We start from the raw sequence: 21,731 nt of genomic DNA, 5'->3' as shown, positions 1-21,731 counted from the left end.
TCGCGCAACCGCATAGCCCAGCCCGAGGCAGGAAGGAAGCCCCGCCACACCGTGGCGCCTGACATCCCTCGCCCAAGCCCCCCACGGAACCGCCCACAACCATGAACGCAGATCCACAATGGGCTGACGCTGCGCCGCAACACGCTATCCTGCCACCGATGAACCATGCCGAACCGCTGGTGGCGACTCTCGTCGTCGGCCTCGCCCTTGCCTTCGCCCTCGGCTTTGCGGCTCGGCTGCTGCGTCTGCCACCGCTAATCGGCTACATCGCCGCGGGCATCGCGGTCGGGCCTCACACGCCGGGCTTCATCGCCGACGCCGGCGTGACGGCCGCCCTGGCCGAGATTGGCGTCGCCCTTCTGCTCTTCGCCGTCGGCCTGCATTTCCGCGCGCGCGACCTGATGGCCGTCTGGCGCATCGCCCTGCCCGGCGCGCTGGCGCAGATCGCCCTGGGCACCGCGCTGGGTGCTGCCGTCGGCACCCTCGCCTTCGACCTCGGCCTTGCCGCCTCCATGATCTTCGGCCTGGCGCTCGCCATCTCCTCCACCGCCGTCTCGACGCGGGCGCTGGAAGAACGCGGCCGGTTGGGGGGTGAGGCCGGGCGGATCGCTCTGGGCTGGCTGGTGGTGCAGGACCTGGTGGTCGTGCTCGCCCTCGTGCTGCTGCCGGCCCTCGCCCATACGGGGCAGGATGTCAGCCTGCCCGCCGCCCTGGCCACCACGGGGCTCCAGTTGCTCGCCTTCCTGGCCGCCATGGCGATCGGCGGCAGGGTGCTGCTGCCGCAGCTTCTCGCCCGGGTCGCGGCGACCGGATCGCGTGAGCTGTTCACCCTCGCCGTCATCGTCATCGCCCTCGGCACGGCGTTCGGGTCCTCGGCGCTGTTCGGCGTCTCGCCGGCCCTTGGCGCCTTCTTCGCGGGCGTGCTGCTGGGCGAAAGTCCGCTCGGCCACCAGGCGGCTGCCGATACGGTGCCGCTGCAACGCGTGTTCGTAGCGTTGTTCTTCGTCTCGGTCGGCGGGCTGGTCGACCCGGCGGCGATGCTCGCCATGCCCTGGACCTCGGTCGCCACCGTGCTGGCGGTGCTGCTGGGCACCGGCGGGGCGATCCTCGCCCTGCTGCTGGCGCTGCGCGTGCCCCTGCCGGCGGCCGCCACCGTCGCCGGCGCCATGGCGCAGATCGGCGAGTTCTCCCTGCTCCTCGCCCAGCTCGGCATCACCGCGGGCCTGCTACCGGATGCGACGCGCGGCCCTCTTCTGGTCGCGGTGACCCTGACCATCCTGGTCACGCCACTGATGCAGACCCTGACGGACCGCCTAGCATTGTGGCTCGAAGGCACCAGGCGCGTGCTGGCCTGGCAGAAGCGGCGCGGCCAGGCGCGCTTGTCGAAGCCCCCGCCACAGGGTCTCGAAGGCCACGCAATCCTGGTCGGACACGGAAGGGTCGGTCGCATCGTCGCCCAGGCGCTGCAATGCCATGGCCAGCCCTATGTCGTGATCGAGGCCCACCATGCCACGGCCGAGGCGCTGCGCCTCGCCGGCATCCCGGTGGTCTGGGGTGACGCCTCGCGGTCCGAGGTGCTGCTGGCGGCGCGGCCGGAAACCGCGCGCATCATCGTGCTCGCCATGCCCGAGGCAGCGGGCTGCCGGCGCGTGCTCGACCTCGCGCGCGCCGCCAACCCTGCCATCATGGCCGCCGCCCGGGCGCATGACGATGAGGAAGCCGCCTTCCTCGAACGCGAACAGGGCATGGGCCTGGTGGTGATGGGGGAGCGCGAGATCGCCCTGGGCATGGCGGATTTCGCCATGAATCGCCTTGGCGTGCCGCCGGCCGAGGCGATGTTGACGATCGAGACGCTGCGGACCGGGCATTGACGCCGGGCGCGGGGTCCGCTCGCCATGGAATCGTCACCCGATCCGGAGATCCCACCCGATCGGAAGCCGGTCCGAAACGCTTTCCGACGCGCCGGATGCGGCACTGGCCCGCGCCGCCACCCGGTCATCCGACGGCAGCATGCTGGATGTCGGCCGAGGTCGCCCGATCGGAAAGCGCTCTATCGCCGCCGGCGCAGCAGCACATGCACCGAGCCGGTATTGGCCCGGTGCGGATGCGCCGCACCCAGGATGATCCGCCGCAGATCGGGCGCGTTAAGCCAATGCGGCAATTCCCGCCGCAGCACGCCGCCCTCGGTCGTCGAACCGCGCCCGGTGATCACCGCCACGCAGCGCAGGCCATCGGCATAGGCATCGGCCAGGAAGGCGTGGACGGCCGCATGGGCGTCCTGCGCGCGGCGGCCATGCAGGTCGATGGTGCGCTCGGGGGCGATGCGGCCGCGCCGCAGGTCGCGCCAGCGGCGGTCGTCGAGGCCCGAGGGCGGGGTGTTCACGGCAATGTCCGGCGGCGCCCAGCGTCGCGCCGGGGTCGGGGCGGCCGCCACGGGAACCTTTGCGACCGGTGCAGGCGGGGCCGGCGGGGGAGCCGGCTCTGGCGGCAGCGCGCGGCCGGGCAGCGGGATGATCTCGGCGGCATAGGCGCGCCAAAGGGCGCGGTCCGCCTCCGACAACCCGCGCTGACGCCGTCGCATCATGCAGCGGGCAGAGCGGCGGGGTCGTCGTCCAGCAGGATGATGTGCAGCCGGCGCGGGCCATGCGCGCCGAGTTCCAGCGTCTGCTCGATATCCGCGCTGCGGGAGGGGCCGGTCACCAGCATGACGTTGCGCGGCATGAAGCCGCCGGTTACCGGGTCTGTGCGTTCGCGCCGCAGCGTGTCCCAGGCTTCCTCATAGGCGCCGACGATGCGCGACGTGCGCAGGATGACGATCTCGGTCTCCGCCAGGAGGTTGAGCGTGGTCGGCCGCGCGGGGTCGGAGGGCAGCATCAGCGTGCCGGTCTCGGCGATCGCCGCGTAGCCATGCTGGACGGAGACGGTATCGGTCGCCTCGGCGCGGCGGGCCTCGAAGGCGAGCAGCGGCTTGTCGGCCCAGGGCAGCGCCTGCAAGTCAGGGTTCGGCGCCATGACGAAGCGCGGTTCCAGATTCTGCGCGGCCAGGTATTCCGCCACCGCGCCAGGGATCTCGGCGGCATCGGCCACGCGATCGACCGAGCCGAATTCCTTCTCGACATTGCGGATGAACAGCGCGACCTGCTCCGGCCGCGGCACGCGCGAGCGCGCCGGGATCAAATGGCGCGGATGCGTGGCGAGCCGCCCATCCAGCATGGCGCGCTGGTCGGCCGGCAGCGGGCCGCGCTTCAGTCCGCGGCGGATGGAAGCGAGGATGGCGTCCTTGCTCATGACCTCAGCGCCCCCGCTGCATCTTGGCGTAGCGCGCCATGAAGGTGCCGCCGCGTTCCGGCGCAGGCAGGTCGCGCCCCTTGGTCCAGCCGCCCGCGAAGGGCATCGACCGGAACGCCCCCTTCCCCCGCGCCAACAGCGACAAGGCGCCGATGCCCGCCCGCGTCGCCAGCCGGTACATCGTCGGCCGCTTGGCGAACCACGCCCACAGTCCAAGGTTCCACCGCACCGCCGCCGGGGTCAGGTGGCGTTCGAATTCGCGTTCCCGCCAATGGCGCATCAGGCTCGGCAGCGGGATCTTCACTGGGCAGACGCTCTCGCATTTGCCGCAGAAGGTCGAAGCGTTCGGCAGATGCCCCGCCTTGTCGATGCCCACCAGCGACGGCGTCAGCACCGAGCCCATCGGCCCCGGATAGACCCAGCCATAGGCATGCCCGCCGGTCGCGCCATAGACCGGGCAGTGGTTCATGCAGGCCGCACAGCGGATGCAGCGCAGCATCTCCTGGAACTCAGAGCCGATCATGTTGGACCGGCCATTGTCGATCAGGACGACGTGGTATTCCTCCGGCCCGTCCAGGTCCGCCGGCCGCCGCGCCCCGGTGCTGAAGGTCGTATAGACGGAGAAATCCTGCCCCGTGGCGGAACGAGCCAGGAGGCGCAGCAGGGAGGTCGCGTCCTCCAGCGTCGGCACCACCTTCTCGATGCTGGCCAGCGCAATGTGCACGCGCGGCAGGGTCTGCGTCAGGTCGCCATTGCCCTCATTCGTCACGATGACGGAGGAGCCTGTCTCGGCGATCAGGAAATTCGCGCCCGTGATCCCGACATCGGCGGCCAGGAAGCGTGAGCGCAGCTTGGTGCGCGCCTCCGCCAGGATGTCGCGGCGTTCGTTGAACACGCGGTTCGGGTCGAGGTCCGTGTGCATGCGGCGGAAATCCGCCTCCCAATCCTCGCGGTTCAGGTGGAAGGCAGGCGCAATGATGTGGGACGGGTGCTCGTGGCGCAGCTGGATGATGTATTCGCCGAGGTCGGTCTCGACCGGGGTGATGCCGTGCTTTTCCAGGTGGTCGTTGATGCTGATCTCCTCGGAGATCATCGACTTGCCCTTGGTAACGGTCTTCGCCCCGGCGCGACGGCAGATCTCCAACACCGCAGCGCGCGCCTCATCGGCGGTCGAGCACCAATGCACCGTGCCACCGGCGCGTTCGACATTGGCGGCGTAGGTCTCGAGGTAGAAATCGAGATTGGCCAGGGTGTGGTTCTTGATGTCGCGCCCGATGTCGCGCAACTGCTCGAATTCCGGCAGGCGCGAGACGGCCTCGGCACGGCGTTGCAGGAAGGCACCCTTGGCCTTGCCAAGCGCCTTCTGCAGACCGGCATCGGCCAGCGCCCGAGCGGCGTTCTGCTTGAAGGCGGGTGAGGTGATCTGGACCACGGGGTGTCCTTCGACAAAAGGTCTCGCGTGCTGACCCTGTAGCGCGAATTGCGCGCCGGCGTGAGGGGCGGGTTTGCGTGGGCAGTGGACGGCGGTTAGCCTTCCCGCAACGATTGAGGAAGCATCATGTCCAGCCTCAGGCCCGAATGCCCATGAATTTTGCCGCGCTGCCCGCCCGCGCAGCCGCTGCGCCGGGCCTGGCACGCTGGGGCCGGCATCTGAACGCCACTGTCCTGGTCGAAGCCGGCGACCGCGCCTGGACCCTGGTGGTCCGCGACGGCGTCCTGATCAGTGCCGACCCTGCCGCCGCCATCATGCCGCGCTTTGACCTGGCGCTACGCTTCGCCCCGGATGGCCTGGCGCGCTTCCTGACCAGCCCGCCGCCGCCCGGCTGGCACGACCTGATGGCACTGATGCGCAACGGCGCCCTGCGGGTGGAGGGCAACGTCCAACCCTTCATGGCGCATCTGTTCTGGTTCAAGGGCGTCCTCGCCCTGCTGCGGGAGCCTGCGGCATGATCGAGCCCATCATCGGCCGCTACCTGAGGCTGGACCTCGAAGGCCGCCCGCACCGCGTCTACGTCGAGGAAGCCGGCCAAGGCATCCCGCTGCTGCTGCTGCACACCGCCGGCAGCGACGGCCGCCAATGGCGCCACCTGATGAACGACGCGGCGGTGACCGACCGCTTCCGCTGCATCGCCTTCGACATGCCCTGGCACGGCAAATCCTCCCCGCCCGAGGGTTGGCAGGGCGAGGAATACCGCCTGACCACCGCCGCCTATACGGGCATGGCGCTGGCCGTCTCGGCCGCACTCGGGCTTGACCGGCCTCTGGTGATGGGGTGTTCGATCGGCGGGCGGATCGTGCTCGACCTCGCCGCTGGACATGCCGAGGCGGTGCGCGGGGTGATCGGTCTGCAATCCTCGGCCTTCGTCGCGCCCTATTACGATACCGAATGGCTGCACCACCCCCATGCCCATGGCGGGGAGGTCTGCGCCGGCGTCGTCTCCGGCCTGATCGCCCCCACCGCGCCCGAGGCGGATCGCTGGGAGACGCTGTGGCACTACATGCAGGGCGGCCCCGGCGTGTTCCGCGGCGACCTGCATTTCTACAAGGGCGAGGGCGACCTGCGCCCCCGTCTTGCCGGCATCGATACGAAACGCTGCCCGGTCGTGCTGCTCTCCGGCGAATACGACTATTCCTGCCGACCGGAGGATACCCTCGCCACCGCCGCCGCCGTACCGGGTGCCGAGGCCGTGATCATGAAGGGCCTCGGCCATTTTCCGATGAGCGAGGACTACGCCGCGCTGAGGGTGCACCTGCTGCCGGCGCTCGCTCGTTTTGATTCCATTTCGTAATCCATCCTCTCGGGGCTTGCCCTCCGCCTTTCAGGGCGCGAAAAGGCCGCGCCCCGTCCTCGGGACCCGATTCGCCCCAATTCAAGGAGAAGCGCCGGTGATCACGCGTCGTTCCCTATTCGCCGCCGGCGGCGGAGCCCTGGCCCTCGCCGGTTGCGCGACGGAGCAGGTCACCGCCGATGGCCGCTTCCCCATCATGAGCGTGCTCGGCATCATGTCCGACGTCTCGAACTTCCGCTCGGCGCTGCGCAGCGCGGATCTCGACGAGTTGTTGGCCGGCGCTGGCCCTTTCACCGTCTTCGCCCCGACCAATGCGGCGCTGGAAGGCGCCCCGCCGGCGATGCGCGAAGGCGGTGCGCCGGTGCTCCGCAACCTGATCGCCGCCGGCCGCCTGCGCCTGGCCGATATCCGCGCGCGTGACGGCCGGGTCCGCATGCTGAGCGGCATCGACATCCGCATCGTCGGCGGCACGAACACCGCGCCGCGCATCCAGGCGGTGCGCGTCGGGGCGCAGCCCTCGGGTGCCTCGGCCAGCATCATCCGGCCGGACCTGCTGTGCTCGAACGGCATCATCCAGGTCATCGACAGCGTGCTGGTCCCGGCCTGACGTCAAGCGCTGGGCGGGGGTCCACCCCGCCCAGGCTGAATCAGCCGGCCTATTCCGCCGCGCGCGCCTCGGGCGCGAAGAACCGGTTCTCCGGCCGCGCCAGGCCGAGATGGTCGCGCAGCGTCGTGCCTTCATATTCCGCACGGAACAGCCCACGCCGCTGCAGTTCAGGCACCACGCGATCGACGAACTCGTCGAGCCCGACCGGCACATGCGGGAACATCACGTTGAACCCGTCGCAGGCGCGGGTTTCCAGCCATTCCTCCATGGTGTCGGCGATGGTGGCCGGCGTGCCGACGATGGCCGCCCCCCCGTAGCCGCCCAGCCGCTGGGCCAGTTGGCGCACCGTCAGGCCCTCGCGCTGCGCCAGGGCGATGGCGCGCTCGCGGCCGCTTTTGCTTGATTCGGTGTCGGGGATCTCGGGCAACGGGCCGTCGGGGTGGAAGCTGCGCGCATCCACGCCGAGGGCGATCGACAATGAGCCAATCGCGCTGTCGTAATGCACCAGGCTGTCGAGATGGGCGCGCTTGGCGCGAGCCTCCTCGACAGTGTCGCCGACCACCACCAGGGCGCCGGGCAGGATCTTGATGCCCTCCGGGTCTCGTCCGGCACGCGCCGCGCGGCCTTTCACATCGGCGTAGAAGGCCTGCGCATCGGCGATCGGGCCACCCGCGGCAAACACCATTTCGGCCGTCTCGGCGGCGAGCTGGCGCCCGGCATCCGACGCACCCGCCTGGACGATGACAGGCCAGCCCTGCACCGGTCGCGCAACGTTGAGCGGGCCACGCACCCGCAGTTCCTCGCCCACATGGTCGAGCACATGCATCTTCGCCGGATCCCAGAAGATGCCGCTCTCGACGTCGCGGATGAAGGCGTCGTCGGCGAAGCTGTCCCATAGGCCGGTGACGACATCGTAGAATTCACGGGCGCGCTTGTAGCGTTCGCCATGCGCCATGTGGGCGTCATGGCCGAAATTCAGCGCCGCGTCGGGGTTGGCCGTGGTCACGACATTCCAGCCCGCGCGACCGTTCGAGATGTGGTCGAGCGAGGCGAATTTCCGCGCCACATGATAGGGGTCGTTATAGGTGGTGGACGCCGTGGCGATCAGGCCGATCCGCTCGGTGACCGCGGCCAGCGCCGGCAGCAGCGTCAGCGGGTCGAAGGACGTCACGGTATGGCTGCGACGCAGCGCCTCGACCGGCATGTTGAGCAGCGCCAGGTGGTCGGCCATGAAGAAGGCGTCGAACTTGCCCGCCTCCAGCCGCTGGATCAGGTATTTCAGGCGCGGGAAGCTGAAATTCGCCTCCGGCCAGGCGCCGGGATAGCGCCAGCCGCCGGTATGGATCGTCACGGGCCGCATGAAGGCCCCCAGATGCAGGCGACGCCGATCGGACATGGTGATGCTCCTGGTCAGGCGCCGCGGAGATGGTGGCGCCGGCGATGGCCGTGAGGCCCTTGCCCCAGCAGGTAGGCAGGCGCGGCGGACAAACAAAGGTGCGAGGCGCGCGGTCGCCCCGCATGGCGGTCATGCCGGTGCGCGGGGCTTGCGGGCAGGCGCGCGTTTGGCCGGCGCCAGGATGCCGCCCAGCACCATGTCGCAAAAGGACTGCGCGATATCGGGTGCGGTCAGCGGGCCCTTCGGGTCATACCACCGCGGCATCCAGTTGATGGCGCCGAGGATCATGCGACCGGCGACCGGGACATCCAGCGGACGGATCTCGCCCGCGGCGATGCCGGCTTCCAGGATCTCGCGCACCAGCCGTTCATAGCGGTCGCGCCAGCCGATGCGTTCGCGCCGGAAGCGCAGCTCCGGATCGTTCCAGAAGGTGGAGGCGGAGGCGATCCACGCCCAGCGATGGCGTTCGAAGAATCGCGCGCTCTCGACCACGCAGCGGCGCAGCCGGTCCGGGGCACCGAGCGAGGGGTCGTCATGCCGCGCGACATGCAGGTAGATCGCCTTGGTGACGCCCATCGCCAGCGGCCGCAGCAGCGAATCCTTGTCGGGGAAGTAGTGGTAGAGCGTCGCCTTGGAGATCCCGCATTCCAGCGCGAGGTCCCGCATCGAGACGCCGTCGAAGCCCTTGCCGGCGAATAGCCGGCAGGCGACCTCGAAGATCTGCACGATCCGCCCCTGCGCCGGCTGCGTGTAGCCGCCGAGTTCAAGGATGCTGAGCAGGTCCTCGGTCTGCCGTGCGGCGGCGGCACGACCGCGCGGCCGGGCCGCCGGCTTTGCGGGGGTGGCGGGTGTCGGTTCGGCGGCTGGCTTGGCCGTGGTTCTTGGCTTCGGCGCGGAGCGTGCCACCGCGTTCCTCCAGACTGGTCAGACGCCGGCGCGCAGGCATCGGCGGGGCGCATCCTCTCATGACTTGCCGGCCGGGCAAGCCTCCGTGACCGGGCGGGACGGCAGCGAGCCGCGCGACCGGTCCGGCCGTCCCCCCGCGCAAGCGGATGGACCCGGTGGGCGCGGCACCCCTACTCTGCACGCCGTTCCGCACATCATCCGTCGGGCCCTCGATGAAGCCAGCTGCCTTCGACTACCATGCGCCCGCGACACTCGACCAGGCGCTGGACCTGCTGCGAAACCATGGCGAGGAGGCGCGCATCCTGGCCGGCGGGCAGAGCCTGGTGCCGACCATGGCATTCCGCATGGCGCGGCCCAGCGTGCTGGTGGACATCAACCGCATTTCCGCGCTGGCCTATACCAAGGCCGAGGGCAACAGCCTGCGCATCGGTGCCCTCGCCCGCCACGCCTGGTTCGAGACGCCGGTCGCCGCTGGCCCGGTCGGAGCGCTGCTCGCCCAGGTCGCGCACAGCATCGCCCATGCGCCAATCCGCCAGCGCGGCACCTTCTGCGGCAGCCTCGCCCATGCCGACCCGGCTTCCGAATGGTGCGCGACGGTGCTCGCGCTGGGTGGGACACTGCTGCTTGCCGGGCCCGATGGCCGACGTGAGATAGCCGCTGCGGATTGGTTCCAGGGTGTCTTCACCACCGCGATCGAGCCCGGCGAAATGCTGGCGGAAGTGCGGCTGCCGCTGCTCGATCCAGGTTGGCGCTGCGGCTTTGCGGAGTTCAGCCGTCGCGCCGGGGATTTCGCCCTGACCATGGCGGTCGTCGCGATCCGCATCGAGGATGGGGGGATGCGGGAGGTCCGGATCGCGCTGGGCGGCATCGGCGGACGGCCAGAACTGGCGTCGCGGGCGGCCGCGCTGCTGATCGGCCAGCCACCAAGCGCTGCCATCGCCCGCGAGGCCGCCGCCTGCGCCGCCGCAGACTGTGACCCGCAGGACGATATCCACGCGCCGGCCGACTACCGCCGCGACCTGGTCCGCAGCATGGTCCGCCGCGCTCTGACGCAGGCCTTCGCCGCATGAACTGGGTCGGGCGGAGCCTTCGCCGTTTTGAGGATCCGGCGCTGCTGCGCGGCGAAGGCCGCTTCACCGCCGATACCACCAGCGGCGCGCTGGTGGTGCGCTTCCTGCGCAGCCCGATCGCCAATGGCCGCATCGTCTCCTTGCGCCCACCGGCCGAGATGCCGCCCGGCGCGGTGTTCGTCAGCGCCACGGAGATGGCCGGCACCGCCACCATCAAGCCGATGCTGCATCGCTTCGCCTATCGCGCCGTCGAACAGCCGGTGCTGCCGGGCGATCGTGTGCATTTCGTCGGCCAAGCCATCGCGGCCATCGCAGCGGCAACGGCGGAACTTGCCGAGGATCTCGTCGAAGCCATCGAAGTCGAATACGAGGTCGAGCCGGCCGTGGTGGGCCTCGACGCCGCATTGTTGCCGGATGCGGCGCCGGTGCATGGCGCGGCACCGGGCAATGTGGCGGTGGAAGGCGTGCTTCGTTCGCCGGACTGCGAAACGGTCTTCGCCGCGGCGCCGCATGTCGTTGAGCTTGCCATCCTCTCGCGCCGGCAGAATGCCACGCCGATGGAAGCGCGGGCAGGCTGCGCGCAGTATGACCGCGCGACCGGGCGCATCAGGCTGACCGCCTCGGTGCAGATGCCACATATGCTGCGCACCGGCATCGCCGAGCTGCTCGGCATGGCGGAGAGCGACCTGCAGGTCGTCGCTCCCGATGTCGGCGGTGGCTTCGGGCAGAAGATGGCGCTGTTCCCGGAATACGCCGTGTTGGTCTGGCTGGCGCGGCGGCATCGTGGCGCCTTCGCCTGGATCGAGGATCGCAACGAGAACCTGATCGCCTCGGCCCATTCGCGCGACCAGCGCCATGTGCTGCGCGGCGCCTTCGATGCCGATGGAACGCTGCTGGGGCTGGAGGCGGAGATCCTCGCCAATGTTGGCGCCTTCTCCGCCTATCCCACCACCTGCGGCGTCGAACCGCTGATGGCCTTTGCCGAGTATCCCGGGCCGTACAAGGTGCAGGCCTACAGTGCGCGAGCGCGCGGCGTGCTGACGCATACCTGCCCGATGGCGCCCTATCGCGGCGTGTCGCGTCCGGTCATCACCTTCGGGCTGGAACGCCTGATGGATCAGGCGGCGAAGGCCATCGGCATCGACCCCGTGGCGATCCGCCGGCGCAACCTGGTGGACAGCTTTCCGTATCAGACGGCTACAGGGCTGACGCTGGATGACGCGTCCTACGTCGAGACGTTGGATGACGCCGTTGCGCTGCTCGACATTCCTGCCTTTCGCGCGCGGCAGGCGGCGGCGCGGACGGAGGGGCGGTTCATCGGGCTGGGTCTTGCCGTGTTCAATGAGCGCACCGGCTATGGCACGCCGGCCTTCGCGGCTCGCGGCATGGGCATCGTGCCGGGCTATGAAGTGGTGGACATCGCCATGACGCCAGGCGGCGAGATCGAATTGCGCATCGGCGCGTCGCCGCATGGGCAGGGGCTGCGCACCACGCTGGCGCAGATCGTCGCGGACCGGCTTGGCGTGTCACCCGATGTCATTCGCGTCATCCATGGCGACACCGACCGCACACCCTATGGCTGGGGCAGTTTCGCCAGCCGCGCGACGGTGATCAGCGGCGGTGCCTGCCGGACGGCGGCTGACAAGCTGGCAGTGCGGCTGCGTGCGGCGGCGGCGACGGTGCTGCAGGCGAAGGCCGAGGAGATCACGCTGCGCGACGGCCAGGCGGTTGCCGCGAGCGGGTCCTCCGTTGCGCTCGCCGCGCTGGCGAAGCAGGTTCATCAGCGCAGCGACCTGTTCGACGACTTCAACTTGGCCGAGACTGCCGCATATGATCCGGGCGGTACCTTCTCCAACGCCTGCCACGCCGCGATTGTCGAGGTCGATGCCGAGACGGGCCTTGTGCGCATCGAACGCTACCTCGTCGTCGAGGATGCCGGGCGCATCATCAATCCATTGATCGCCGATGGGCAGGTGCGCGGCGGCGTGGCACAAGGCATCGCCAATGCGTTGTTCGAGGAGATCGTCTATGCCGAGGATGGCAACATCCTGACCGGCACGCTGGCGGATTACACGCCGCCGACATGCGCCGAGATCCCGACTATCGAGATCCATCACCGCGAGACGATCAGCCCGGCCACGCTGACCGGCGCGAAGGGGTTGGGCGAAGGCGGTTCGATCGGTGCGCCGGCGGCGATCGCCAATGCGATCAGCGATGCGCTCGCGCCCTTCGGCATCGAGATCACCGAAATCCCGGCGACGCCGCCGCGCATCCGCGCCCTGATCCGCGCCGCCGAGGCCGCGCGATGAGCCGCCACCGCACCACCTTCACCGTCAACGGACAGACCCAATGCGTGGAGATCGAAGCACGCCGCACATTGGCAGAGACGCTGCGCGAGAATTGTGGCCTGACCGGCACGCATGTCGGTTGCGAACACGGTGTGTGTGGTGCCTGCACCGTGCTGGTCGATGACGCGCCAATGCGTTCCTGCCTGATCTTCGGCGTGCAGGTCGACGGTGCCGCGATCCGCACCATCGAGGGCCTCGCCGCCGCCGACGGCACGCTGAATGCGTTGCAGCAGGCGTTTCAGGATCACCACGGCCTGCAATGCGGCTTTTGCACGCCGGGCTTTCTGATGCTCGCCACCTGGATGCTGGAACGGCCGCAGAAGATCACCGAGGCAAGCCTGCGCGAGGTGATGTCATCGAACCTGTGTCGCTGCACGGGGTATCAGGGCATCCTCGATGCCGTGCGCGCGGCGGCACGCAGGCTCGGGCGGTGGGATGACGCGGGGGCCATTTCCACACCGGCATAAACGGTCCTAGGCTTCGCCCCATAAGGGTGAAGGAAATGGGCATGCTGCATCATGGCACGGGCCGACGGGCCATCCTTGCCGGCGGAGCGACGCTCGCCGCCTCCGGCATCATCCATCCGCGCGAGGCGCGCGCCGCCGGCACACTCGACATCGTGCTGGAATCCGAGGTGGTGATCCTCGACCCGCATGTGATCACGGCGGCGATCACCCGCACCTTCGCAACCCATGTCTTCGACACGCTGTTCGCCATGGATGACCATGGGCAGATCCAGCCGCAGATGGTCGAGGCCTGGGAGAATTCCGCCGATCGCCTGACCTGGCGCTTCCGCCTGCGCGACGGTTTGAAATGGCATGACGGCGCGCCGGTGACGGCGGCGGAATGCGTGCTCTCGCTGCAACGCTGGGCGCCGAGGGACCCGCTCGGGCGCATGCTGGCGGCGGCGACCGCCTCAATGGAAGCGACCGATGCGCGCAGCTTCGTGCTGACACTGAAGGAACCATTCCCGCTGCTGTTGCAGATGCTGGGCAAGCCCAATGCGCCGCTACCGGTGATGATGCCCGAACGCCTCGCGCGCGTGCCGAACACGCAGCGCATCACCGAGATCGTCGGCTCCGGCCCCTTCCGCTTTCGGGCGGATCTGTGGCGGCCGGGCAATCTCATGGTGTTGGAACGCTTCGCCGACTATGTGCCGCGCAGCGAAGCGCCGAGCTTTCTCGCTGGCGGCAAGGTGGTGAAGGTCGACCAGCTCAACCTGCGCGTCATGCCCGACCAGATGACCGGCGCGAACGCCCTGATGCAGGGCGAGATCCACTACATGCAATACCTGCCCTTCGACCTGCTGCCACGGCTGGAACGCGCGCGTGGCGTGGCACTGCTGGGCCTCGGCGGGCTGCAGCAATTCCAGGGCAGTTTCCGCCTCAACCATGCGGCGCCGCCATTCGACAACCCGGCGGTGCGGCGCGTGCTGTGGAAGCTGGCGGACCAGACCGCGATCCTGACCGCGATCGGCGTGCCGGAACGCTTCCGCGCGCCGCAATGCCCGTCTTTCTGGATGTGCAACGCGCCCTATTCCACCGAAGCGGGTGCCGACGCTGCGCGGGTGGACATTGCGGCGGCGCGGGCGGAACTTGCTGCCTCCGGCTATCGCGGCGAACCGGTGATCGCCATGGAGGTGGGCGGGTCGATCAGCCAGACCGCGTCCATGGTGCTCGTGCAGAACATGAAGGATGCCGGCTTCACGGTGGACCAGCAGGTGATGGATTGGGGCACGGTGCTGGCGCGGCGCGTGCGGCGCGACGGGTGGTCGATGTTCTCGGTCTATGCGAACGGGACGGACATGTTCTCCCCCCTCACGCATTTCTACATCGCCTCGACCTGCGCGGATTTTCCGGGCTGGTCCTGCGACGACCGCATTCCGCGGCTGCTGCAATCGTTCGCGAAGGCCGAGGACGAAGCTGCCCGCGCCCGCGTGGCAGCGGACATCCAGACCATCGCCTATGAGCTGACGCCCTCGGTGATGTGGGGGCAGTTCACCATCCCGGCCGGGTATCGCACGACGCTGAAGAACATCGTGCAATCCTCCTACCCGATCTTCTGGGGGGTGGAACTCGCCGCATGACGCCGGAGACCTTGCGCGCGGCGCTGCCGCCACTGGACGGCACGCTGCGCGTCGCTGGCCTGGCCGAACCTGCCGAGGTACTGCGGGACCCGGAAGGCGTGCCGCATATCCGCGCGGCGAGCCAGCGCGATGCCTTCTTGGCGCAGGGCTTCGTCCATGCGCAGGACAGACTGTTCCAGATGGAACTGAACCTGCGCCGCGGCCTCGGGCGCAGCGCCGAATGGCTTGGCGCCTCGGCGACGGAGATGGATGTGCTGTGCCGTCGCCTCGGCATGGAGGCTGCGTGCCGACGCGATTTTGCGGCACTGGGCAACGAGGCGCGCGCCATGCTCGAGGCCTATGTCGCGGGCGTGAATGCCTATCTGGAGTCAGGCGCGCCATTGCCGGTGGAATACGGGTTGCTGGGTGCCACGCCGCTGCGCTGGGAGGCCTGGCACCCGATCGCCGTGATGCGGCGGCTCGGCCTGTTGATGGGATCGGTGTGGTTCAAGCTGTGGCGGGCGGCGGCGCTGCCGAATATCGGCGCCGAGCAGGCCATGAAGCTGCGCTACGAGGATGGCGGGATCGACCTGCTCTGCATCCCGCCTGGCGTCGAGGCGCCGCGCTGGACGGCAACGTTGATGGAACTCGCGCCTGCCATCGCCGCGTTGCTTGACCGCGCCGCGCCGGATGCGGCCGGCGGTGGCAGCAATAACTGGGCGATGTCCGCGCAACGCAGCGCCACCGGACGGCCCTTCCTGGCCGGTGACCCGCATCGTGTTTTCGAGATCCCAAACATGTATGCGCAGGGACATCTCGCCTGCGATGCCTTCGACGTCATCGGCCTGACCGTACCGGGCGTGCCGGGCTTTCCGCATTTTGCGCATAACGGAAGCGTCGCCTGGTGCGTCACCCATGCCTTTGTCGATATCCACGACCTGTTCGTCGAACGCTTCGATGACACCGCGGCGCATGTACGTTTCCGCGATACCTGGCTACCGGTGACGCGACGGCGGGAGAGCATCGCCATCCGCGATGCCACGCCGCGCGAGATCGAGGTGGTGGAGACCGCGCATGGCCCGATCGTCGCCGGCGACCCGGCCTCAGGCACGGCCATCGCGCTGCGCTCGGTGCAATTCGCCGAGACCGACCTGTCCTTCGATTGCCTGCCGCGCATGCTGCGTGCCACCAGCGTGCCAGCATTGTTCGAAGCAACGCGTGGCTGGGGGCTGATCGACCATAATCTTGTCGCCGGCGACATGCAGGGCCGCATCGGCCACTTGGTGCGCGCCATGGTGCCGCGACGGCCGCGCGCGAATGGCTGGCTGCCGGTGCCCGGCTGGACCGGCGAGCATGAATGGGATGGCTGGATTCCCTTCGAGACCATGCCGCAGCAGATCGACCCGGAAGGTGGCGTCATCGTCACCGCCAACAACCGCGTCGTAGCCGATGGTGGCGCGGACTACCTCTGCACCGATTGCCATCCGCCCAATCGCGCGCGGCGCATCATGGAGCTGCTGTCTCGGCCCGGTGCGGATGCCGAGGCGCAATCGGCGCTGATTCATGGTGACACGCTCTCAACGAATGCGCTGCTGCTGCGCGACAACCTGGCCGCGCTGCCCGTGTCGGGTGAAGCGGCAGCGCTGCGGCAGCGGCTGCTCGACTGGGACGGGCGGATGTCGGCCGAGAGCCTCGCCGCGAGTGGCTACATCGCGCTGCGATTGGCACTGACGCGCATCCTCGCCGAACGCAGCGGGCTTGGTGCCTTGGCGGGCGATCCGCTGCTCGCCGTGGCGCCTGGCGTGGTCCCGCTGAACCAGCTCTGGTGGACGCTGCCGGCACTGCTGCGGGCGAATGACGCCACCTTGCTGGGTAACTGGAGCTGGCCACAGGCATTGCAGGTCGCGCTCGTCACCGCCGCGGTCGATCCACTCGCGGCGCAGCCCTGGGGCGAAGCGCATCGCCCGCGCTTCATGCATCCGTTATCGGCGATGTTCCCCGACGCCGCGCCGATGCTCGACCCGGTCGCGCAGGCCATCGGCGGTGATGGCGACACGGTCTTCGCGAACGGGCTGCTGCCTCATGCGGGCACGCGGGCGACCTATGGCGCGTTGGCGCGCTACGCCTTTGACGTCGGGGCCTGGGAAAACTCCCGCTGGACCGTCTTCCACGGTGCGTCGGGCCATCCCGGCAGCCCACACTACGCCAACCAGCACGTGGCCTGGGCTGCGGCGCGCATGGTGCCGATGCGCTACGGCTGGGATGGTCTCGCCGCAACGGCTTCGGCGCGACAATCGCTGGCGCCAGGCTGACGCGTCAGCCCATGCGCGCCACGGCGGCGAGGCCCGCATCGGCCGCCTGCAAGGCGAGGTCGATATCTGCCGCCTGATGCGCGCAGGAAAGGAACATGTTGTGTCGCGGGTGGAAATACGCCCCCGCGCGCAGCGCCGCCGAGCAGAAGGCCGCGCCCTTGCGGGCATCGGCGTCATCCTCGAACAGCACGAGCGGCATCTGTGCCGGACCGCTCTGCCGGATTCCGACGCCGTGGCGTGCCGCGAGCGCGGCGAGGCCGGTGCGGAACCGTTCCCCCATCGCGCGCATATGCGCCGGGCCGTCAAGGCGGCGCAGTTCGTTCAACGTCGCCACCGCCGCCGCCATCGACACCGCGCCGCACCAGAACGAGCCGGTCGTATAGATGCGCGTCGCAGCCTCGCGGAAACGATCATTGCCGGTCACGGCGGAGAGCGCATGACCATTGGCGATCGCCTTGCTGTAGGCGGCGAGGTCCGGTCGCACGCCGATGCCTTCCCACGACCCGCCAAGATGCAGCCGGAACCCGGCACGCACGTCATCGAGGATCAGCGCGGCGCCGGTCACATCGCAGATCTCGCGTGCCGCGCGGACGAAGGCGGGGTCAGGCAGTTCCAGATCGCGCCCCATGTCGTGACGGAAGGCGGTGACGATCACCGCGGCGAGGTCGCCCTTCGCTTCCTCCGCCGCCACCTGCAACGACGCGGCATCATTGTAGTCATAGTGGAGGAGGTGCGCGCGATCCTCCGTCGTCACTCCAGCCAGCGAGGGCGTGCACCACGGCGCCGCACCGTGATACGACCCGCGCGCCACCAGCACCTTGCGCCGGCCCGTCCCGGCACGCGCGATGGTGACGCAGGCCGTCGTCGCATCGGTACCGTTCTTCTGGAACAGGCACCAATCGGCATGCGGGATCATGCCGACCAGCGTCTCGGCAAGTTCCACCAGCACCGGCGCCGGGCCGTTCATCGCATCGCCCTGTTCAGCCTGGCGCCGCGCGGCCGCCTCGACCATCGGGTTGCGGTAGCCGAGCACCATCGGGCCCCAGCCACACATGAAATCGACGAACTCGCGGCCATCGGCGTCACGCAGGCGGCAACCTTCGGCAGACACGAAATACTGCGGGTAGCCCTCGGGCAGATTGGCGGCGTTGAGGTGGCCCCACAACCCGCCTGGAATGACTTGGCGCGCCCGCTGGCGCAGCGCCGCATCGAGGCTGTTGGCGAGGTCGTTCGGCATGGCGGCGGCTTCCCTTGATCCTTGCGCAGCCTATCGCCGCCACGCCGGGCACGCCAAGCCGGCAGGCGATTGCCGGCGCGCGCGGTCTGCGCTGTGCTGTGCCATCTCCGGAGGATGCCCATGGCCGACGACGACCTGCTGTTCATGCCCGCCACCCGCGCCGCCGCGTTAATCCGCCGTCGGGATCTCTCACCGGTCGCCTATGTCGATGCGGTGCTCGCGGCGATCGCCCGCGCACAGCCCGTGCTGAATTGCTTCGTCACGGTCGATGAGGAAGGCGCGCGGCGCGACGCCGTCGCGGCCGAACGCGCCGTGACATCGAGTGCAACGCTCGGCCCGCTGCATGGCGTGCCGGTGCACATCAAGGATCTCGTCGACGTCGCCGGGCTGCCGACCTTCCATGGCTCGGCGATCTTCAGCGACGCGACGCCGGCAGCTCGCGACAATGTGCTGGTCGCGCGGCTGCGCGCGGCAGGGGCAATCATCATCGGCAAGACAACAACGCCGGAGTTCGGCGTGAAGGGCCTGACCGACGGGCCGTCCTTCGGCACCACGCGCAATCCGTGGAATCTCGAGCGCACCTCGGGAGGTTCCTCGGGCGGCGCTGCGGCGGCGGTGGCCGCGGGGCTGGGGCCGCTCGGCCTCGGCACGGATGGTGCGGGCTCGGTTCGCGGGCCGGCGGCCTGTTGCGGCCTGGTCGGACTGAAGCCGACGCTCGGCGCGGTGCCGTGGGATACAGCGCGCGACAGCTTCGGCAACAACAGCTACGCTGGGCCGCTGGCCCGCACGGTGACGGATGCGGCGGTAATGCACACAATCCTCGCCGGCCCCAGCGCGCAGGATCCCTGGAGCCTCGGTCGAACGGGCGGGGCGCGACCACTCTCGCCGGCACTGATGGGGGAGGATCTGTCGGCCCTGCGCGTCGGCTACATCCCGCGCTGCGCGAATCCGCGCGTCGCCGCCGATGTCGCGACGAATACGCGCGCTGCACTCGATGCCTGGGCAGCCATGGGCGCGAAGGTCGAGGAGGTGACCGACGCCATCGACTGGATCGAATACGAAGGTCGCGTCCTGTACCAGGCGAATTTCTCAGTCTTCTGCGCGCCCTTCCTGCCGCAGTGGCAGAACCGCATGGATCCGGTGACCCTCGCCTTCATGCAACGCGGCGCGGATTTCACCCTCGCCGATTTCCGCAATGCGGAGTTCGCGCGCACGCGGCTGTTCCGCGCGATGCAAGCGTTGTTCGAGCTCTACGACGTGCTGGTGACGCCGACCATGGCGCGCACCGCATTGCCCGCCGATTTCGATGCAGCCAATGATGACGTCATCATCGATGGAGAGAAATGCGGCATCACGCGACAGGGTTGGACATCGCCGCAATACCCCTTCAACCTGACCGGCCATCCCGCGGTCACGCTACCCTCGGGCGTTGGCGACGATGGCCTGCCGACCGGCGTGCAGGTGGTCGGGCGCTGGGGTGCTGAGGCGGATATCCTGCGCGTCGGCGCGCTGCTGGAACGCGCGCGGCCCTGGGCGGATCGGCGGCCGGTGCTGCCCTCCGCGTGATGCAGCCGATGGCCCAGCCGATTGCGCTGGGCCATCGATGCCGTTAGGGCAGGTCAATGACGAGGTTGAGGAAGGCATCAACCGCGATGGCGCTGTCGGGGCCGACGACGCAGGTCGATTCGCGTTCCTCGATCAGGGCAGGGCCGCGTAGCTGTGTGCCGATGCACAGCGCGTAGCGATCATAGACCGGGCAATCCTGCCAACCCACACCTTCAAACAGCACACGACGATGCGTGCGCGGCGTCGGCGTGGCGGGGGCGGTCGTGCTGGGCACGGCGCCGGCCAGGTCGATGGTCCAGCCCGGCGCGGCGCATGACAGGCGCCAGCTCAGCGCCTCGATCGGGCTCTCCTCGACGACGCGTTCGAAGCGATCGCGATAGTTGTCAAAGAAGGTAGCGCGGATCCCCGGCACATCGGCCTCGCTCAGTTCCAGGCCCGGTAGGGGAACAGGGATTTCGAAGCCCTGGCCGACATGACGCATCTCAGCGACAGGACGGAAGGTGATCTGCTCAGGCACGGCACCGGCCTCGGTTAGCAGCGCCAGGCCCGCGGCCTTCATCTCGGCGAAGAGCGCATTCACGCGCGCCCAATCGATGCGCTCCAGCCGCGCGACATAGCTGCGCACCATGTCGGTGGCCGGCGGCGCCACCAGGAAGCCAAGTGCCGAGGCGACACCCGCACCCAACGGCACCACCAGTTGCCTGATCTTGAGCAGTCGCGCGAGGTTCCATGCATGCACCGGCCCAGCGCCGCCGAAGGCGATCATGGTGTAGCGGCGCGGGTCCTTGCCCTTTTCGGCGAGATGCATGCGCGTTGCAGACGCCATCGTTTCATCGACAATGCGCTGCACGCCGAGGGCGGCCTGCTCGACATCAATGCCGGTTTCGGCCGTGATGCGCGCTTCGAAGGCGCGGCGCACCGGTTCGAGATTCAGCGACATCTCGCCACCGAGGAAATAGGCCGGGTCGAGACGGCCAAGCACCAGGTCGGCATCGGTCACCGCCGGCTCCGTGCCGCCACGGCCGTAGCAGACCGGCCCCGGCTTCGCGCCGGCACTACGCGGGCCGACCTTCATCAAACCCGAACCAGGATCGATCCGCGCGAGGCTGCCACCGCCGGCCCCGATCTCGATCATGTCCACCACCGAGACCTTCAGCGGCAGGCCCGAACCCTTCTGGAAGCGGCGCACGCGGCCGGCCTCGAAGTCGAATTTGTGGTTCGGCTCGTGATGGTCCACCAGGCACATCTTGGCTGTGGTGCCGCCCATGTCGAAGGACACGACATGCTCGAGCCCCGCCAGGCGTGAGATGAAGGCGGAGGCCATGGCGCCAGCTGCGGGGCCTGATTCGATCAGGCGAATCGGGAAATCCTTCGCCTCCCGCACCGTGGTGATGCCGCCGCCCGAGAGCATGATGTAGAGATTCCCGCGAAAGCCGGTCGCTTCCAGCGAGGTCTGCACGCGGTCCAGGTAACGAGCCATCAGCGGTTGCACATAGGCATTGGCGCAGGCGGTGGAGGTGCGCTCGAATTCGCGGATCTCCGGGGCGACCTCGGCGGATAGCGAGATCGGCAGCCATGGATACAGCGCGCGGATGATCTCGCCGGCACGCATTTCATGCTGCGGCGCGTGGTAGGAATGCAGGAAGCCGACGGCGATGGCCTCGATGCGCTCGGCTTCGACCAACTGCTTGACGGCCGATGCGACGGCGGCCTCGTCCAACGGCTTCAGCACGCGGCCATCGGCGGCGATGCGTTCGGAAATCTCCAGGCGTAGCGCGCGCGGCACCAGCAATGTCGGCGTCTCGAGGAACAGGTCGTAGAGGTCGTAACGGGTTTCGCGGCCAATCTCGATGCTGTCGCGGAAACCATCCGTCGTGAGCAGGCCGACGGTCGCCCCGGTGCGCTCGATGATGGTGTTGGTCACCAGTGTGGTGCCATGGATGACGCTGTGCACGTCCTCCGGCCTAAGGTCGGCCTCGCGCAGGATGCGGGCGATGCCGGCGAGGATGGCCTCAGAAGGATCATCCGGCGTGGTCAGCAGCTTGCCCGTACGGACGATGTTGCGCACGGGGTCATGCAGCACGAGATCGGTGAAGGTGCCGCCGACATCGACACCGACACGCGCAGATTGGGCGGTGGTCATGCGC

Annotated in this window: 17 protein-coding genes; 10 read left to right on the top strand and 7 right to left on the bottom strand. The window is 69.0% G+C overall.

The features are described from left to right. Nucleotides 1-101: 101 nt before the first annotated feature. On the top strand, nucleotides 102-1,871 hold the full coding sequence (locus IEY36_RS13250; protein WP_188967551.1) for a cation:proton antiporter: 1,770 nt from the start codon (nucleotides 102-104) through the stop codon (nucleotides 1,869-1,871). A 179-nt stretch (nucleotides 1,872-2,050) separates the two neighbouring features. Here the strand turns inward: IEY36_RS13250 and IEY36_RS13245 are convergent, their stop codons facing one another. From IEY36_RS13245 to IEY36_RS13235, 3 genes are read right to left on the bottom strand one after another with little or no spacing between them, the layout of a single operon-like run. Then, nucleotides 2,051-2,584 carry a Smr/MutS family protein gene (locus tag IEY36_RS13245; protein WP_308423156.1) on the bottom strand — a complete coding sequence of 178 codons (534 nt, stop codon included), beginning with the start codon at nucleotides 2,582-2,584 and terminating at the stop codon, nucleotides 2,051-2,053. Continuing rightward, complete coding sequence (locus IEY36_RS13240) at nucleotides 2,581-3,288, bottom strand: LutC/YkgG family protein (protein ID WP_188967550.1); 708 nt, start codon at nucleotides 3,286-3,288, stop codon at nucleotides 2,581-2,583. Before IEY36_RS13240 ends, IEY36_RS13245 begins: the two co-directional genes overlap by 4 nt. 4 nt (nucleotides 3,289-3,292) lie before the next feature. Beyond that, nucleotides 3,293-4,720, bottom strand: a complete 1,428-nt coding sequence (locus IEY36_RS13235) for a LutB/LldF family L-lactate oxidation iron-sulfur protein (RefSeq protein WP_188967549.1) — start codon at nucleotides 4,718-4,720, stop codon at nucleotides 3,293-3,295. Nucleotides 4,721-4,872: 152 nt separating this feature from the next. Between IEY36_RS13235 and IEY36_RS13230 the strand changes: the two genes are divergently transcribed. From IEY36_RS13230 to IEY36_RS13220, 3 genes are all read left to right on the top strand, one after another. Then, complete coding sequence (locus IEY36_RS13230; RefSeq protein ID WP_229681299.1) at nucleotides 4,873-5,238, top strand: hypothetical protein; 366 nt, start codon at nucleotides 4,873-4,875, stop codon at nucleotides 5,236-5,238. Further along, a complete protein-coding gene (locus tag IEY36_RS13225; protein WP_188967547.1) occupies nucleotides 5,235-6,077 on the top strand; it encodes an alpha/beta fold hydrolase in 843 nt (280 codons plus the stop codon). The genes IEY36_RS13230 and IEY36_RS13225 overlap by 4 nt, the downstream gene beginning before the upstream one ends. Nucleotides 6,078-6,174: 97 nt before the next feature. Further along, nucleotides 6,175-6,684 (top strand): fasciclin domain-containing protein, encoded by a 510-nt coding sequence (locus IEY36_RS13220; protein ID WP_188967546.1) that lies wholly within the window; start codon nucleotides 6,175-6,177, stop codon nucleotides 6,682-6,684. A gap of 49 nt (nucleotides 6,685-6,733) precedes the next feature. Here IEY36_RS13220 and IEY36_RS13215 read toward each other — a convergent pair whose 3' ends face one another. Both IEY36_RS13215 and IEY36_RS13210 read right to left on the bottom strand, forming a co-directional pair. Next, on the bottom strand, nucleotides 6,734-8,080 hold the full coding sequence (locus IEY36_RS13215; RefSeq protein WP_188967545.1) for an LLM class flavin-dependent oxidoreductase: 1,347 nt from the start codon (nucleotides 8,078-8,080) through the stop codon (nucleotides 6,734-6,736). A 129-nt stretch (nucleotides 8,081-8,209) separates the two neighbouring features. Beyond that, nucleotides 8,210-8,986, bottom strand: coding sequence for a TetR/AcrR family transcriptional regulator (locus IEY36_RS13210; RefSeq protein WP_188967544.1), 777 nt, complete (start codon nucleotides 8,984-8,986; stop codon nucleotides 8,210-8,212). Between the two features lie 212 nt (nucleotides 8,987-9,198). Between IEY36_RS13210 and IEY36_RS13205 the strand changes: the two genes are divergently transcribed. The 5 genes from IEY36_RS13205 to IEY36_RS13185 are packed head-to-tail and all read left to right on the top strand — an operon-like array spanning nucleotide 9,199 to nucleotide 16,781. Further along, the gene (locus IEY36_RS13205; RefSeq protein ID WP_188967543.1) at nucleotides 9,199-10,056 is read left to right on the top strand and encodes an FAD binding domain-containing protein; all 858 of its coding nucleotides are present in this window, start codon (nucleotides 9,199-9,201) and stop codon (nucleotides 10,054-10,056) included. Then, nucleotides 10,053-12,365 (top strand): xanthine dehydrogenase family protein molybdopterin-binding subunit, encoded by a 2,313-nt coding sequence (locus IEY36_RS13200; RefSeq protein WP_188967542.1) that lies wholly within the window; start codon nucleotides 10,053-10,055, stop codon nucleotides 12,363-12,365. The genes IEY36_RS13205 and IEY36_RS13200 overlap by 4 nt, the downstream gene beginning before the upstream one ends. Then, entirely contained in the window at nucleotides 12,362-12,871 is a 510-nt protein-coding gene (locus IEY36_RS13195) for a (2Fe-2S)-binding protein (protein WP_188967541.1), read from the top strand. Before IEY36_RS13200 ends, IEY36_RS13195 begins: the two co-directional genes overlap by 4 nt. A gap of 41 nt (nucleotides 12,872-12,912) precedes the next feature. Beyond that, the gene (locus IEY36_RS13190) at nucleotides 12,913-14,490 is read left to right on the top strand and encodes an ABC transporter substrate-binding protein (protein ID WP_188967540.1); all 1,578 of its coding nucleotides are present in this window, start codon (nucleotides 12,913-12,915) and stop codon (nucleotides 14,488-14,490) included. Beyond that, on the top strand, nucleotides 14,487-16,781 hold the full coding sequence (locus IEY36_RS13185) for a penicillin acylase family protein (RefSeq protein WP_188967539.1): 2,295 nt from the start codon (nucleotides 14,487-14,489) through the stop codon (nucleotides 16,779-16,781). The genes IEY36_RS13190 and IEY36_RS13185 overlap by 4 nt, the downstream gene beginning before the upstream one ends. A gap of 4 nt (nucleotides 16,782-16,785) precedes the next feature. Here the strand turns inward: IEY36_RS13185 and IEY36_RS13180 are convergent, their stop codons facing one another. Then, nucleotides 16,786-18,018, bottom strand: a complete 1,233-nt coding sequence (locus IEY36_RS13180; RefSeq protein WP_188967538.1) for an aminotransferase class III-fold pyridoxal phosphate-dependent enzyme — start codon at nucleotides 18,016-18,018, stop codon at nucleotides 16,786-16,788. Between the two features lie 120 nt (nucleotides 18,019-18,138). Here IEY36_RS13180 and IEY36_RS13175 point away from each other — a divergent pair, with 120 nt between their 5' ends. Then, a complete protein-coding gene (locus IEY36_RS13175; RefSeq protein ID WP_229681298.1) occupies nucleotides 18,139-19,584 on the top strand; it encodes an amidase in 1,446 nt (481 codons plus the stop codon). Between the two features lie 43 nt (nucleotides 19,585-19,627). On the opposite strand, the gene IEY36_RS13170 is transcribed toward IEY36_RS13175, so the two are convergent. Next, nucleotides 19,628-21,727 (bottom strand): hydantoinase/oxoprolinase family protein, encoded by a 2,100-nt coding sequence (locus tag IEY36_RS13170; RefSeq protein WP_188967536.1) that lies wholly within the window; start codon nucleotides 21,725-21,727, stop codon nucleotides 19,628-19,630. Nucleotides 21,728-21,731 lie beyond the last annotated feature (4 nt).

Origin of the sequence: Neoroseomonas lacus (assembly GCF_014644535.1) — a bacterium.
GTDB lineage: Bacteria > Pseudomonadota > Alphaproteobacteria > Acetobacterales > Acetobacteraceae > Neoroseomonas > Neoroseomonas lacus.
The sequence above is the reverse complement of the archived record's forward strand: the minus strand, read 5'-3'. Positions and strand labels throughout refer to the sequence as shown.